The sequence below is a fragment of the Nocardia sp. IBHARD005 genome (assembly GCF_052814245.1).
Map to the genome: position 1 here is coordinate 1,652,128 of NZ_CP199935.1, position 12,635 is coordinate 1,664,762.

Annotated in this window: 13 protein-coding genes; 4 read left to right on the forward strand and 9 right to left on the reverse strand. The window is 64.6% G+C overall.

Translation table 11 applies throughout. The features are described 5' to 3' along the window. Nucleotides 1–783 precede the first annotated feature (783 nt). The 3 genes from ACTWPB_RS07825 to ACTWPB_RS07835 form a co-directional block, all read right to left on the reverse strand. Entirely contained in the window at nucleotides 784–2,127 is a 1,344-nt protein-coding gene (locus ACTWPB_RS07825; protein ID WP_446225010.1) for a hypothetical protein, read from the reverse strand. A 175-nt stretch (nucleotides 2,128–2,302) separates the two neighbouring features. Next, nucleotides 2,303–2,749 carry a hypothetical protein gene (locus ACTWPB_RS07830; protein ID WP_446225011.1) on the reverse strand — a complete coding sequence of 149 codons (447 nt, stop codon included), beginning with the start codon at nucleotides 2,747–2,749 and terminating at the stop codon, nucleotides 2,303–2,305. A gap of 444 nt (nucleotides 2,750–3,193) precedes the next feature. Further along, nucleotides 3,194–4,870: a DNA cytosine methyltransferase gene (locus ACTWPB_RS07835; protein ID WP_446225012.1), complete on the reverse strand. Its 1,677-nt coding sequence runs from the start codon at nucleotides 4,868–4,870 to the stop codon at nucleotides 3,194–3,196. 681 nt (nucleotides 4,871–5,551) lie between these two features. On the opposite strand from ACTWPB_RS07835, the gene ACTWPB_RS07840 reads away from it, so the two are divergent. The 3 genes from ACTWPB_RS07840 (at nucleotide 5,552) to ACTWPB_RS07850 (ending at nucleotide 7,711) form a co-directional block, all read left to right on the forward strand. After that, on the forward strand, nucleotides 5,552–5,956 hold the full coding sequence (locus ACTWPB_RS07840) for a DUF6283 family protein (RefSeq protein ID WP_446225013.1): 405 nt from the start codon (nucleotides 5,552–5,554) through the stop codon (nucleotides 5,954–5,956). A gap of 163 nt (nucleotides 5,957–6,119) precedes the next feature. Further along, a complete protein-coding gene (locus ACTWPB_RS07845) occupies nucleotides 6,120–6,980 on the forward strand; it encodes a hypothetical protein (protein ID WP_446225014.1) in 861 nt (286 codons plus the stop codon). A gap of 188 nt (nucleotides 6,981–7,168) precedes the next feature. Next, nucleotides 7,169–7,711, forward strand: a complete 543-nt coding sequence (locus ACTWPB_RS07850) for a hypothetical protein (RefSeq protein ID WP_446225015.1) — start codon at nucleotides 7,169–7,171, stop codon at nucleotides 7,709–7,711. A gap of 123 nt (nucleotides 7,712–7,834) precedes the next feature. Here the strand turns inward: ACTWPB_RS07850 and ACTWPB_RS07855 are convergent, their stop codons facing one another. The 6 genes from ACTWPB_RS07855 to ACTWPB_RS07880 all read right to left on the reverse strand — a co-directional run bounded on the left by ACTWPB_RS07855 (nucleotide 7,835) and on the right by ACTWPB_RS07880 (nucleotide 11,689). After that, the gene (locus ACTWPB_RS07855; RefSeq protein WP_446225016.1) at nucleotides 7,835–8,068 is read right to left on the reverse strand and encodes a hypothetical protein; all 234 of its coding nucleotides are present in this window, start codon (nucleotides 8,066–8,068) and stop codon (nucleotides 7,835–7,837) included. 915 nt (nucleotides 8,069–8,983) lie between these two features. Further along, entirely contained in the window at nucleotides 8,984–9,496 is a 513-nt protein-coding gene (locus tag ACTWPB_RS07860) for a hypothetical protein (protein WP_446225017.1), read from the reverse strand. 226 nt (nucleotides 9,497–9,722) lie between these two features. Beyond that, nucleotides 9,723–9,944: a hypothetical protein gene (locus tag ACTWPB_RS07865; protein WP_446225018.1), complete on the reverse strand. Its 222-nt coding sequence runs from the start codon at nucleotides 9,942–9,944 to the stop codon at nucleotides 9,723–9,725. Nucleotides 9,945–10,005: 61 nt separating this feature from the next. Next, nucleotides 10,006–10,299, reverse strand: a complete 294-nt coding sequence (locus ACTWPB_RS07870) for a hypothetical protein (RefSeq protein ID WP_446225019.1) — start codon at nucleotides 10,297–10,299, stop codon at nucleotides 10,006–10,008. 167 nt (nucleotides 10,300–10,466) lie between these two features. After that, nucleotides 10,467–10,835: a hypothetical protein gene (locus ACTWPB_RS07875; protein ID WP_446225020.1), complete on the reverse strand. Its 369-nt coding sequence runs from the start codon at nucleotides 10,833–10,835 to the stop codon at nucleotides 10,467–10,469. A gap of 323 nt (nucleotides 10,836–11,158) precedes the next feature. Then, nucleotides 11,159–11,689 carry a hypothetical protein gene (locus ACTWPB_RS07880; protein WP_446225021.1) on the reverse strand — a complete coding sequence of 177 codons (531 nt, stop codon included), beginning with the start codon at nucleotides 11,687–11,689 and terminating at the stop codon, nucleotides 11,159–11,161. 609 nt (nucleotides 11,690–12,298) lie between these two features. Here ACTWPB_RS07880 and ACTWPB_RS07885 point away from each other — a divergent pair. Continuing rightward, nucleotides 12,299–12,622 carry a hypothetical protein gene (locus tag ACTWPB_RS07885; protein WP_446225022.1) on the forward strand — a complete coding sequence of 108 codons (324 nt, stop codon included), beginning with the start codon at nucleotides 12,299–12,301 and terminating at the stop codon, nucleotides 12,620–12,622. Nucleotides 12,623–12,635 lie beyond the last annotated feature (13 nt).

The window sequence follows — 12,635 nt, forward strand, 5'->3', positions numbered from 1 at the left end:
GCTAGGTCATGTCTCCCAATCGGATCTTCGGTTCACGGCCGGTAGCCCGTCAGATCGGGCATCATGTTCGCAGTGGCGGAGACTGTCGGTGATCGGCATCAGGTTCTGATGGACAATCAGTGGGAACTGCTCGAGCTGCTGTTACCGAAATCCGATGGCCGCGTGGGCCGGTAACTTCTCCAACAACCGCCAGGTCGTGGAGGGAATGTTGTCCGGTTGCGGACCGGGATGCCCTGGCGTGATCTGCCCGAGGTGTTCGGTCCGTGGCAGTGGTGTGGAAACGGCACCGCCGATATGCCGCCGATGGCACTTGGGATCGGGTGCTGGTCGCGTTGACCGCGTTGGCGGATGCGACCGGGAACCTCGATTGGGTGGTCTCGGTCGATTCGACGATCGTGCGGGTTCATCAGCACGGCGCCAACACTCGTCGCGGTGCCGGGCCCGCTGCCGGTCCAGATGGTGAGTTATGAGCCGGCTGATCACGGTATCGGCCGGTCTCGGGGCGGGCTGACTACCAAAGCTCTCTGGCTACCGAGGACCTCAGCGGCGGTGGCGAAGGGCCGATGCGATCGGCCGCGAGACGGTAGCGACCATGCGTACCGTTCTCCAGGTAGCGGACCTGCTGGCTGAGCACTGGGGTCGTCGCGCGGCGATGGCGATGCGGGGCGTAGGCCGCCGTAGCACGCCATGAAGCGAGCGCGCCTGGCTCTGCTACCCGCTGGCAGGCCCAGCGTCGCGGCCTATTCCAGCACGGTGGGCCCGTGTGGCGTGGAATACACCGGACTATGAAGTTGCCCGGTACACGATCCCATTGGTCTCGTTGATGCTGAGCGGCACCGGGGTCGAGACGATGCCGTAGGACCGGTTCACCATCGCGGGCGCGATCCCAGGGTTACCGGGGAGGTCTTTTCCGGTCGTAGCGTCGAGCATGATGGGCTGATTGCTCGTGTTTAGCCCGTAAAGCACACCGTGGTACGCGGCGGTGATTGTGGGCGGGACGCGGTGGCTGTCGGCCCGAAACCCCCACGCCGGGGTGGTGAGATTGCTCAGGTCAAACCCTGCGACCTGAGACTTGTTCTGGCAAGTCACCGTTTGGCGGTTGTCGTAGTAGCACTTCCAGGTGGTGGTCATGCCCAGACCTGCGCCAGTGCCGTTGGCGTCGGGGTCGTCGATCGAGTACATCGCGGTTCCGGTCGTCGGATCAAGGACCGCGAACTTCTTGTAACTCACCACGAAGACCGCATTCGAGACGCTGGGCGCAAGGTAGGCCGTCTCATTGCCGCGCATCTCAGTTGTCCAGCGATCATGTCCGTCGGCGAGTGCAAGTCCTTTCCGTGCGACTCCGACTGACCCGAGCATGTCCGGGGTGCCTGGCGCTTCACCGATGACAGTGTCGCCACCGACATATTTCGCGAGGAAGTCGTTGTTCTGCCACTTCACCTGATGCGTGGCACGATCTAGCACCCAAGTTGACCGCTTCTTCCACCCAAGGGACGCACCGACCACGACAGAGGTGTCAGTGACCCCAACCACCGAGACCGCGGGGATGTCAGCCATCGCCCGACGCCCGTCCTGCGGTGAGGCACCGATGTTGAGTACCGCGTTCCACGCCAACTTGCCGGTGGTGGTATCGACCGCGACGACTTCGATCGCGTCTTGGGCGGGAGCTGTCCCGACCGCCGCGACGACGCCAGCGAACGCACCGACCACGGTCGTACCCTGGGTAACCGGCGCAGAGACGACCCCGTAGTTGGGGGACGGTGAGACTTCGACCGGCGTGAGCGTCGACGAGACCTTCCAGGCAGCGGTACCCGATGCTGGATCTAAGGCGCTCATCCAGCCGCGCCGCGACGTGCACTTCAGGTCGCTGTCGGCGAGGGCGCATTCCCTCGACCAGTTCTGCGGATCTGGGATAGCGATTTTCGCGGCAGCTTGCGTGCCGAAGGTCTTGGGCGGGTCGAAGCTCGCTCGCGGCGCGGTGGTCGTTGCCGCCGAGGGGCTGCCAGCCGCAGACGATTCGGAACTGGAGCTGCCGCAGCTGGTCATTACCGCACACGCCACCATGGCCATTCCTGCGGCCAACAACGCCGTCCTCCGGCGCTCATCTAACAATTGCGGCATGAACACGCTTGTTCCCCCTTGACGGTCCCGGCAGACCGATGCGCCCGCCCCGATGATCGGCAATGTTTCCGTTGTCTCTACTCGATGTCAAAGAAACTGCTGCCGCACCGACCCAATGGACGGGGCCTGGCGGTGTTGATCACCGAAGCTATTGGGAGACATGACCTTGGGCGAAGAGTTGCTACTCGGGGGATCGGTCTTTGCGCGGGCGGGCCATGCCCATACCGCGTCGTTTGTTGAGTACCTCGACGACACCCCTGGTGTGGTAGATGGTGCGGGTGCCGCGGTCGGTGTGATCGACCTGTTCGTTGATGGTCTCGCGGTACTGGGTCACGGTCTTGCCGTCGACGCCGAGCAAACGAGCAATCGCGCCGAGGGTTCGGTATTCGTCGGGTTCGTCGGGCATGGGCAGCTGTGGTGGCCGGTTGGTGGCTTCCCAATGGTTTGCGAAGGCATCGAGTTCGTCGCTGTCGTACTCATGGGCGGGGGTGCCTCGGCCCATGACGGTGCGTGAGCGGGGGTTTTTCGGGTCCGGGAAGTCGGGATGGCTTACCCAGGTGTTGCGAATCGAGCCGTAGCTGCGCTCGTTCAGGGCGGCCCATTCCTTCAACGTGATCAGTGTTCCCACCCCTTCATTGTGGCCGGTCACTCACGCAGCGCCCACGCCAGGATCTGTCCCGACGGGCATCATCAGCGGCCTCCTTTCATCAGGTGGGTTGCGAACGGCGGCGCACCCGTGGCGGTGGGATTGGCTTGCTAGACTGGTGATGCCCTTCCTTTTGCGAGTGGGGCACTTTCGGGCGGCTTGGCGTGTCCGAGCTGTGGTCTGTCGATCGTGGCTTCGCCAGGCCGCCCGACCTCTGTCTGCGATTCACCGATGGTTCGGTTCCGGCGACGCTGAATTCATAACGGTCGCGGTCTGCTGGCCGCGACGACCCTGACTCCGCTGTCGTTGGCTGGATGGTTGCCTCGAACATGCGGGGGTTGGTTATGGAAGTGCTTGCGAGAGTGGACGAAAGAGGAGGGAACCGGTGAGGGCTCGGGCTGTCGGGGCCGAGCCCTCACTGGTTAGTTACGCGGCTAGGACGTAGCGGTCGAGTTCTTCGCCGGTGATTGCCTCCACCAGTGCGGAGATGAGGACTTCGGCGGCGGGCGGGGTAACTGCGTTGCCGAGTTGCCGCACTCGCTGGCGTTTGTTGCCCAGGACGATGTAGTCCGAACGGAACGCCATGGCGTTCTGGATCTCCTCTGGCTCGAGCATGCGGAAGCGCACGTCGTCGATGTCTTGCTCGGTGATCGTGTCGACCAGAGCGAACCGATCGCGAGTGCTGAGTGCGCCGATCGGGTCCGCGACTGGGCGCGCGGTGCCGGTTCCGTAGTAGGGCAGCAGCATCGAGTTCCACAGCTGAGTCGACATTCCGGTCGGCGGAGTGACAATGCCGTGGTGGTTGCCGCTGGCGGTGACGGTGGCGAGGGGGTCGGTCACAGTCCGGGCGTCTGAGGAGCCGCCGCGCATCTCGGCGATGAACGGCAAGAACGCCACCCCCGTCTCGTTGCGGGTGGTTTGGGTGCGCAAAGGGTGCGAGGCCAGCTGAGCTTCCTTGCCGTCGCGGCCTTCCACCGGGATCATCAGCGGTGGGACCGCCAGACCGTGGTTGGAGCCGTCGGCGACGATGGTGGCCAGCGGCTCGTGCAGACCGATAGTCCGGGGCCGGTCCGAACGCAGGAGGGCGAGGAACGGTTGTGGGATCGCGAGGCCGTCGTTCTCGCGGGTGGTGCGGGCGGCCATTGGTCCAGTGACCTGGGTGGCGTCGTCGCGCCAGGTGCCCCCGGCGGGGACCATCATCGGCATGGCCGAGGCGTAGCGGCGCATGCCGACGCGAATGCGCCGCATGGTCTTGTCGGCCAGGGGCTTGGCCCGGTCGCCGATGCGGGTACCTGGCAGGGTCCAGTCGATCGCGGCTGCTGCTGGGAGCGCGGGCGGCTCGACGATCGAGTTGCGGCAGCTGACCCGAGGGCAGCGGTATACGTATTGGGTGCGGTAGCGGCCCATGTCGGCGTTGGGTTTCTTGAAGACCTGGAGAGCGTCGATCCATTCGTCGCAGGCCACGCAGAAGGCTCGTGGGCGCAACCACTTGTTCCAGTTGGGCTCGCGGCCGAGTGCGAGATCCCAATAGGCGACGTACAGCCGATCCCTGGACTGCGGGGCTGCCGGAGTGCGAACAGGCTGAGCGTGGCCGGAATTCAGGGCGATGACCTTGACCCCGTAGCCAAGGGCGCGGATCTCACCGATCCAGCGACTCCACTGGTCCCACTGGCGGACCTCGACCACGTTCTCCACGACCCCGGCGCGCACCCGGCCACCGCGTTCGATGACGCCGCGCAGATACATCGGGACTTCTTCCATCAGTGCCCTTGAGCGGTCGGCTTCTTCGTCGCGCTGCAGGTCGAGCAGGTCGCCCTGCAGGGTGTTGTCGTAGTCGCGCTTCTTGCCGCGAGCCGAGGACCACTGGGGGCATTCTGGGCTGGCCCAGAAGAGTTCGGCCACAGGCCATTTCACGATCTGCGCTTTGGCGTCTTCGGTGCTCAGGTCGCCGAGGAAGTGATCGGCCTCGGGGTAGTTGGTGGCATGGGTTTCGATCGCCTTGCTCCAGTGGTTCGCCGCGCGGGTGACGCGCACACCGGGCACTTTCGATGCGCCCTGTGTGGAGCCGCCAGCGCCACAGAACCAGTCCATCAATTCGAGCATGGGAAATCCCTTCGTGATTTGCGAGTGGGGGTTGAAGGGCGGGGTGTCCGGTCCCGCATCTTCTATGTCATATATTACCCGTTAATTGATTTGAGGTCAAGGTAGTTGAGAACGAAAAGTCTTGCACTACAGTAGATTTCAGCGTTGAGTCCCTACGCGAAGTGAAGTGTGCATACCGCCGGCTCTGGGCACTTGATTTCGGGTTGCTGGGCGAGCATCCGGTCGGCGGTGTCAAGCACGGCGTCCGCGTGCCCCTGTGGTTTCAGGTCGGTTGGCAGCGGGCTGGGTCCAGGACTGGGCTTCGCGTCCCGACCGCCGTACACTCCACAGTGGAAAGCCATCAACCAATGTCGAGCCTTCCGATACCCAGAAAGACCTCACCCGCCATCGAGGCAGGTGAGGTCTTTCTAGGTAACGCCAAGCCCACGAACCTTCTCGCGCCGGTGGTTTTGGTGCTGCCGACTGATCGGTGGGCGCACGGAAGGCCCGCAGACTCGCCCGTCCGTCTATCGCAGCGGGAACAGTGTTGGCTGCGCGGCAGCGTCGCAAGTATCGACGTGTTTTCCGGCGCGCGCGGCCGATCGCGGCGAGGTTGGCCGCTCCCGGGCGGCGGCTAGGACAGCGAATTCCGACCCAGGCAATCCGTTAGGATCTCCACGGCGTTATGGAGGCGGGAGACTGTTGACGAAATCAGAGCAACCCGACGATTTTCGCGCGCCGTCGTGTCAACCCACGCCTCTGCCCCGCCGTCCTCGTCCGTGTGCTGAGTGTCCGTGGCGTGTCGATGTCGCGGCCGGGCAGTTCTCCCGTGAGCGTTTCGATGACTTGCGCTCGACAGCGGGAAGCGATGGGCGCGAAGCATGGCTGGACGCGCCGATGTTCGGTTGCCACAAGAGCCCTGAGGGTGGCGAGCAGGCTTGCGCTGGCTGGCTCGCAGCGGCCGGGCATCACCACCTCGGCGTTCGCGTCGCGGTGGCGTTCGGTCGTCTCGACGCCGATGCCCTTGAGCCGGGCACTGATTGGCCCGACCTTCACCACAGCTACGACGAAATGGTCGATGCCAAGGCCAGTGATCTAACCGGTTAAGCGCCAGCGAGTCCCGCTGCCCCGAGCGCTGGCGAATCCTTGAGGGCCCGATCAGGCGCCAAGTCGTTGGCTGACCTGGATGTCGCGCGCTCGCGGTCAGGGCCGAAGCCCGAGTTCGGTTCGCCGGTCAGTCGCTTGGCCCGAGTCGATATAGCCTGCGTCCATGGCAATCGACGACGCAGCCGTGGCCGTGTTCGAGCAGTGGAGTGCCGAACTGGGCGACCTGTATAGCGCCTGGACGACAACGAACCGGCAGTTCGCGGGTGGAGCCAGGCCGAACTCGCCTGCTGCACAGGAAGATGCAGTTCTCGCTGCTGAGTTTCCGAACCTCACCAAGCTCGAAGGCAGCGGCGCCGGGTTCGACGCGGTACAGATGATCGATGCTGGTGCACAGTATCTGCTTGGGTTGAAGGCGCTGGCGGACAGCCGAACGATGACGCTGGCACCGTGGCCGCTGACGCGTGCGCTCGCCGAGCACATCGCGCACGCGGCGTGGCTGATCGAGCCAGGAATTACCCCGCAGGCCCGAATGGCGCGGCGATGGATGGCAAGGTTAGCCGCAGCCCATCGCGCTCGGTGGACAGCGAGCAAGCCAAATATCAAGACCGTCAAGATGATCCGCGAACAGTATCGCGCGGATCTTTTGGCACGCTTTCCCGGCGCTGACACGACCTGGGACGACTCTGGCCGCGAGCCGGATTGGACGGTAGGGGGCGAACCGTATGCGGGACTTGGGAAGACGTTCAAAGCCTTCGCCGCGTATGAGGCCACCGGCACTTCTGGGCTGTACGGCGCGCTGTCGCTGCACTCGCATCCCAATATCGTCGCGGTGTCGTCTCTGTCTGAGTGCGTCAACTGCGGTGACCATGTTGAAATCCGCTATCGGGCCAATGTCGGCGAGTGGGGACAGCTCGTGCGCACCTCGACATCGCTGGTGTGTATCGGCGCGCAAGCCGCATGTGAGTACCTAGGTTGCGAAAGCACGGACCTGCTTTCGGACTGGCTTGTGCGGTATCGAGATTGACACGCATTGTCGTTGACCGGCCAAGCATGTAGAGTGACCGTGCATTGAACCAACGCACGGTTCAATGCACTGGACCGGATTCGGTCTGGTGGAACATGAAGGGTCGCAACGACCTAACCCAACCGATGGGATGCGAAAACATGCCTCTGCCCACGTTCGCGCAACAACCGCCAGTGACAACTCGATCGATGAACGTAAATGCCGCTGCCGCTGCCCTGAAGATCTCGCGAGGTTCCTTCGAGAAGCTCATCGCCTGCGGTGTGGTTCCAACACCGATCGATGCAGACCAGATCGGTTCGCTGGCGAGCCGCCCGCGGCTCGGCGTCGCCTCCGGTGAGCTGACAGTGCTGAGGACCGCGGCACCGTCCGCTTCGCATGAGCCAGACCGCGACTGGATAGGCTTCTCCGTCGGTTTCAATCGCCCAGTGCTTGAGGCAGCGGCACTACGCTGGTGGCGGTGCGATCCGACGCGCGTCCTCGACAACGAGTTGTTCGCGGTAACCGTCGCAACGATACCTGTCGCGGTCTACGCCATCTCGGCACTGGAAGATACGTACCAAGATCAGGGCGACGAGACGCGTCATAGGTTCACCGGCGACCTGCTGGCCCGCTGGGGTGAGCCCCTGACGCCAGATATCGACCCGCGCCTGAAAGAGCGCGCCGAGCAGATCATGTCGAGCCGTATCTCGGTCTCCAGCGGTGGCCCGATCGCATACCTGAACGCCGAATAGCCCGTAGCAGATAGACCCTCGGAACTGGATCCCAGCGCCGAGGGTCTCTCGCTGTGCCACCGCATCGACGGCCCAGTGTCATTCTCGCCGGTCCCGGATGCGGTCCGACAGCCGCTGACCGAATCATGTTCGCTCTGGTGTCGGTTGAGGACGGCCACGTTCGCAGGCGATGTGGTGTGTAGGTTGCACGTTCTCGGTGGCGAGGTCGTGGATCACCTGGGCGGAGACGGCGATCTGCCGTTCCGGGTCGACCTTCGCGGCGCGCAGTTGTTCGTTGCGGGCGGTGAGATCGATGGCGCAGGCGTTGCAGGTCCTGGTACGCGGCGGGCACGCCGTTGGCCTGGGTTCGTCGTGCATAGCTCCTCGCGCAGGTCGGTGTGCATGGGGTTAGAACCCAGCGTTTGACGCCAGCTTCGGCGGCTAGTTGCAGCATGGTCAAGGCGCCGGTGGAGTTCGTCGGCGTGCCTGCGAGAAGGCGGTGCATGGCAGCCCGGATTGCCTCGCGCTCGTCGCCCTCGGCCCCGTTCGCCTGCTGCTTCTATGGTCGGCGATTATCTTCTCGATGCGGCCCAGTTCGTGACGTTCCCTTATGGCGCGGACCGCCGGTTCGAGCGTGTCGGCGACCACCCGACGCGTAGCTGGTTGGCCTGATCGTCTAGTCCGGCGATGTTGCGGTCGGTTCGGGCGATGTTGGCGTACGTGGGTGGGCAGTCGTTGACGTCGGGAGTTCGGCGGGTGCCCTGGTCGCCGCGCGCAAGCCGATATACAGCTTTCGTGGGCTCAAGGTCACAGGTCATCGCGTGGCCTCGATAGATCTGAAGATCGGGGTTCGCTGGCAGCGCTGCCGCGTCACGGGAGTTGTGCAGCACCCTGTCCGCGAGGCGGGCGGCCGACTCCACTTGCTGGCGGTAGAAATCGGCGGCCGGCCCAGATACGTGCTCGCCCTCAGCCGTTGATGGGCATCGGCGAGTACGTCCAGCCGTGTGAGCCATTCTCCGAACACCAGGTTGTCGTCAGATCGCACGAGAGGCAATGCTCGCAGGGCAACCCCGCCGAGATATGCGCTCGCCAATCGGCCCAGCAACAACTGGAAACCGGCCAAAGACCGAGGCCGTACGACAGCACCACTTTCGGTGAGGGTTCGTATGCGGCCAACTGTGCGCGCAGCGCCGCGCTGACGGCGGGCCCGGTCATCGGCGCCGGGCGCGATCGTCGCTCACCGCACCGGTAACCAACATCGGGCAGGACAACCGCGCCAGCGCACCATCGGAGTTACCGGACATCCAGCCCTCCGCCAGTCCAGGTGGCCCACCAGTCGCCAACGAGGCCGTACTTGCTCCAGCTCGTGAGTCGGTCGTGCGCGCAATCGCGATGAGTGAACGATGCCGCCTCGCGTTCGATCGGGTCGCAACCTGAATGTGTCGAGCAGCCCTGAGCCCAAGCGGGCGAGTCATCGAGGACTATCACGTTGGTCGGTACCAGCCCGTCGGACGTCAGCGGTGCGAGCAAGGTCGCCTCGCGGTTCGGATCGCCCAGTGCTGCGGCATGCAGCATCGCGAAGAGCCAGGTGCCGGTGAGGGAACGTGCCGCGACGCGGACGGGATCGTCCAATAGCGCGGTGGCGGCCTGCACGGCTGCTACGGCGGTATCGCCGTAGCAGAAGATGTCGAGCGGAGAGCCGTCGAGACGGGAGTAAACCGCAGCACACCAGTCGGTGCGGTCAGCGCTGCTGTCCTCGCCGAGCACCAGGCCGTCGCCGTTGCACACGAGCAGTTCGACCGGCACGCCCCGCAATTCGCCGTAGGGCAGGTATTCACGTGGCCGACGACGCGGATCTGTGCGTCGTAGCCGAGCTCGGCCAGGGCGATCAGCTCGGGTGCGTATCGTGTCTGTGCTTCGGCGATGAGGGCGTCGAAGTTTGAGGGCATAGCTGTTCCCTTCGGCTGGGAGGGCGAGTGGGGGGAAGCGGCGGGGTGTCCGGTCCCGCCGGGACTTCTCGGTGTTTCGGTGATCATCGGCGCTCGTGTGGTTCGGCCTCATCGAGCAGGTCGAGCAGGCCGTCGATGTCCTTGGTGCCCGTCAGTCGTGCGGCGGCCGGTGTTCGTAGGCGGCGGAGCAAGGCGCGCAGGTTCAGGTTCTGTTCGGTGTCGGTCATCGGATGTCTGTCGCTGGTGTGGGGGTCCACGAGTTCACCGGTGACGTAGATGTCGACGCGTGGGTTGTTGCGGTACACCCCGTACCACTGTGTGGTGACGAAGTCGAACTCGGTGTCTAATCCGGGTGCGAATGATGGTTCAGGGGAGTCTTCGACGAGGACCTCGAAGTAACCAGCGACCCGATCCGGGCTTGGCCCACGGCGGGGTTCGCGCGATGACAGCGATCCACTGTCGGGTGCGGATGTTCCAGGCGGTGTACGGGCCGCTGCTGGTGAGGCGGGTCAGTCGATCGACGAAATCGGTGTGCCGAGTTTGGTATTCCGGCGACCACCACCAGGCCCGGCGGGCGCGCCGCCACCAGCGGAACAGGGAGTACAGCACGCACAACGCCGTGCCATACCCCGCCGCGGCGAGCCAGTCGCCGCGTTGCACGGCGTGGACGAATCCGTAGGCATACAGCCGACGTTGAGCACGGCGACGGCGGCGGGGATCAGATTGTTGCGGGTGATGAAAGCAGACACAAAGTCTCCAAGACTGCGAGTCGAAGAACGCCGGGACGGAAGTGTCCGGTTTCCGTCCCGGCGTGAGGCGCGCGAGGGTCAGTGACCGGTCTCGGGTTCGTCTGTTTCGTCGTCGTTGTCCCAGTCGTTGGGGATGCCATCGGTCCACACCACGGCCTTGGCGCGGTGGTCCCAGGTCGCGTGCGCGAGAGCTTGCACGCGCTCTTTTGCGTCGTTCTTGTCGAGGCAAACGCCAGCTGGGATGAGCCAGAGTTCGGCGCGGAAGTCCCACGCGGAGCCGCTCTCCTGCGCCGAGGAGCTGACCTCTTCTGCCGCCCAGTCACGCGCGTCGCCCTCGGAAATGAAGTCCAGCTCATCAAGCAGCTGGCGGCTCGAGGCGGGCGGGACGTAGGAAAAGCTCACGTAGAAGCGATCGTGATCCGCGACCATTGCCAGGGATGAATCCATTGGAATGTCTTTCAAGCTGTGCGAGTGGGATCGAAGAAGTGGGGTGTCCGAACCCAATTCCTTCTATGTCATATATTACCCGAAATCTTGGCGAACGCAATGCGGCCGGTCGGGCTGGACCGAGGCGGACGTGAGTCCTTCTGGCCCGGCTGAGGGAGTCGGTCGCAACTGCGTCGACGGCGGGTGGCGCGGAAGGATTGGGTACCGCATGCCGTCGATTGAGCGCGCTCCGGTGTCATCGCGTGATGCGGGGCGCCAGCTGGGAGCGGAGCGCTCGCGCCGTACCGGGTCGCCGGGGTGTGGGTGCCGGTACGGCGCGTTCGTCAGCTCCGTGTCCGGGTGTCGGACGGTGTATTCGTGTCGGCAGCGGCTCGCGTCGGCTTGATGTCGACGGCCCGACCTCCGGAACCGCTGGGAGTCGGGTCGGACTGGGGTCTCGTGGGGGACGCGGTCAACATCTCCGGCGAGGCCGTCCCGGTGTTCACCTTCTCTGTCGATGGCGGAGTCAGGGGTGCCTTTGCGGCGGTGGTTGACGTCTGAGACGGACGAGGCTGCGGTCTGGTCTTCGCTCGCTTGGTGACTGCGCGGATTGCGGCCGTGGGCTTGAGGCCGATCCGTTCCAGGGCGTCCGGTTCGGCGCCAGCGTTCGTGGCCGCCGCGTAGGCGGCTGCCACGGCGGCTTCAGCGGACTCCTCATCGGCGATCAGGCGTGCCGTCTCCGTCTCGCGATTCTCGGATGCACGCTGCCATTCGCCGACCTTCACCGCGAGTTCGCCGATGCGCGTCTCCATGTCGTCATCGATGACCACGCGTCGATACGCGGTCAAAGCGTGGGTGGCTGTCTTCTTCACCATGGGCGGTGCCTCCTTGCTCGGGTGATCACTAATGGACCGAAGAACCCTAGTGTATCGAAAGTATCGAAAGGTGGAAGCTGGCAGTAACAGGCGCGAAGTGGCTCGGACGGTGCGCGTCGACAGTCGGTCTCGCCGTGTGTCTGGTTGGGGGCCGGTGTGCAGTCGGAACGGGATGGCACGGTTAATCAGGCCGACGCGCTCGGGCGGCGGTCCTGTCGCGCACCGTTCCCGCGTGCGGGTGTCAGCGCGTTCTCTGCCGCGCCCATCGTGAGCCGCAGGGCCCCCTGATCAGGAATTCGGGTGAGCAAGATATCCCAAAAGTGTCCACTTTTGGGTTGCGCCCAGGGGTGGGCGCAGCGATACACTCGAAGTGGTTCGAATGTATCGAAAGCCGCTAGAGAATCTAGAGGCTCTGATGTGTCCATCCCTGCGGGGTGGACACATCAGCGGTCCGGCAGGGGGCTGCCGGACCTGAGAGCGCACCCATGCGCTCGGTAGGCGAAGGGATGAGAAGTGCCTCCGAAGAGTGGGCAGGGCCACCGACCCCACGCGGCGGAGCCTCGGTCGATCAGTCGACGGTCGACGTATGCGCCGGCCGAATGGGCGCTGGTGACCGCGGCGGCGGCCACGGTCGGACTGCGGCCCGGCGCGTTCATCGCCAAGGCCGCCGTGGGCGCCGCACGGGCGTTCGCCGCGCAGCGCAACGGAGCGGCAGTCCGCACCAGCGGCCAAGTAGAGATCCTCATCGCCGAGGTACGAGAGCTACGCCGACTGCTCGGCAACGTCGCGGGCAACATTAACGATGTCGCGCGCCACGCGAACTCCACCGGCGAACTCGGAAACAACGCCGACACCGTGCTGACCTACACCCGCAAGATCAACAGCCGCATCGATGTCTGGTTGGTCGAACAGCTTCGACGCGGTGCGCTGTGATCGGCAAAGCAAT

Excerpts from the sequence above, each read along its gene's own strand:
- ACTWPB_RS07835 (WP_446225012.1), bottom strand. The coding sequence starts at position 4,870 with ATGCTCGAATTGATGGACTGGTTCTGTGGCGCTGGCGGCTCCACACAG.
- ACTWPB_RS07845 (WP_446225014.1), top strand. The coding sequence starts at position 6,120 with ATGGCAATCGACGACGCAGCCGTGGCCGTGTTCGAGCAGTGGAGTGCC.
- ACTWPB_RS07850 (WP_446225015.1), top strand. The coding sequence starts at position 7,169 with ATGAACGTAAATGCCGCTGCCGCTGCCCTGAAGATCTCGCGAGGTTCC.
- ACTWPB_RS07855 (WP_446225016.1), bottom strand. The coding sequence starts at position 8,068 with ATGCACGACGAACCCAGGCCAACGGCGTGCCCGCCGCGTACCAGGACC.
- ACTWPB_RS07875 (WP_446225020.1), bottom strand. The coding sequence starts at position 10,835 with ATGGATTCATCCCTGGCAATGGTCGCGGATCACGATCGCTTCTACGTG.
- ACTWPB_RS07880 (WP_446225021.1), bottom strand. The coding sequence starts at position 11,689 with ATGGTGAAGAAGACAGCCACCCACGCTTTGACCGCGTATCGACGCGTG.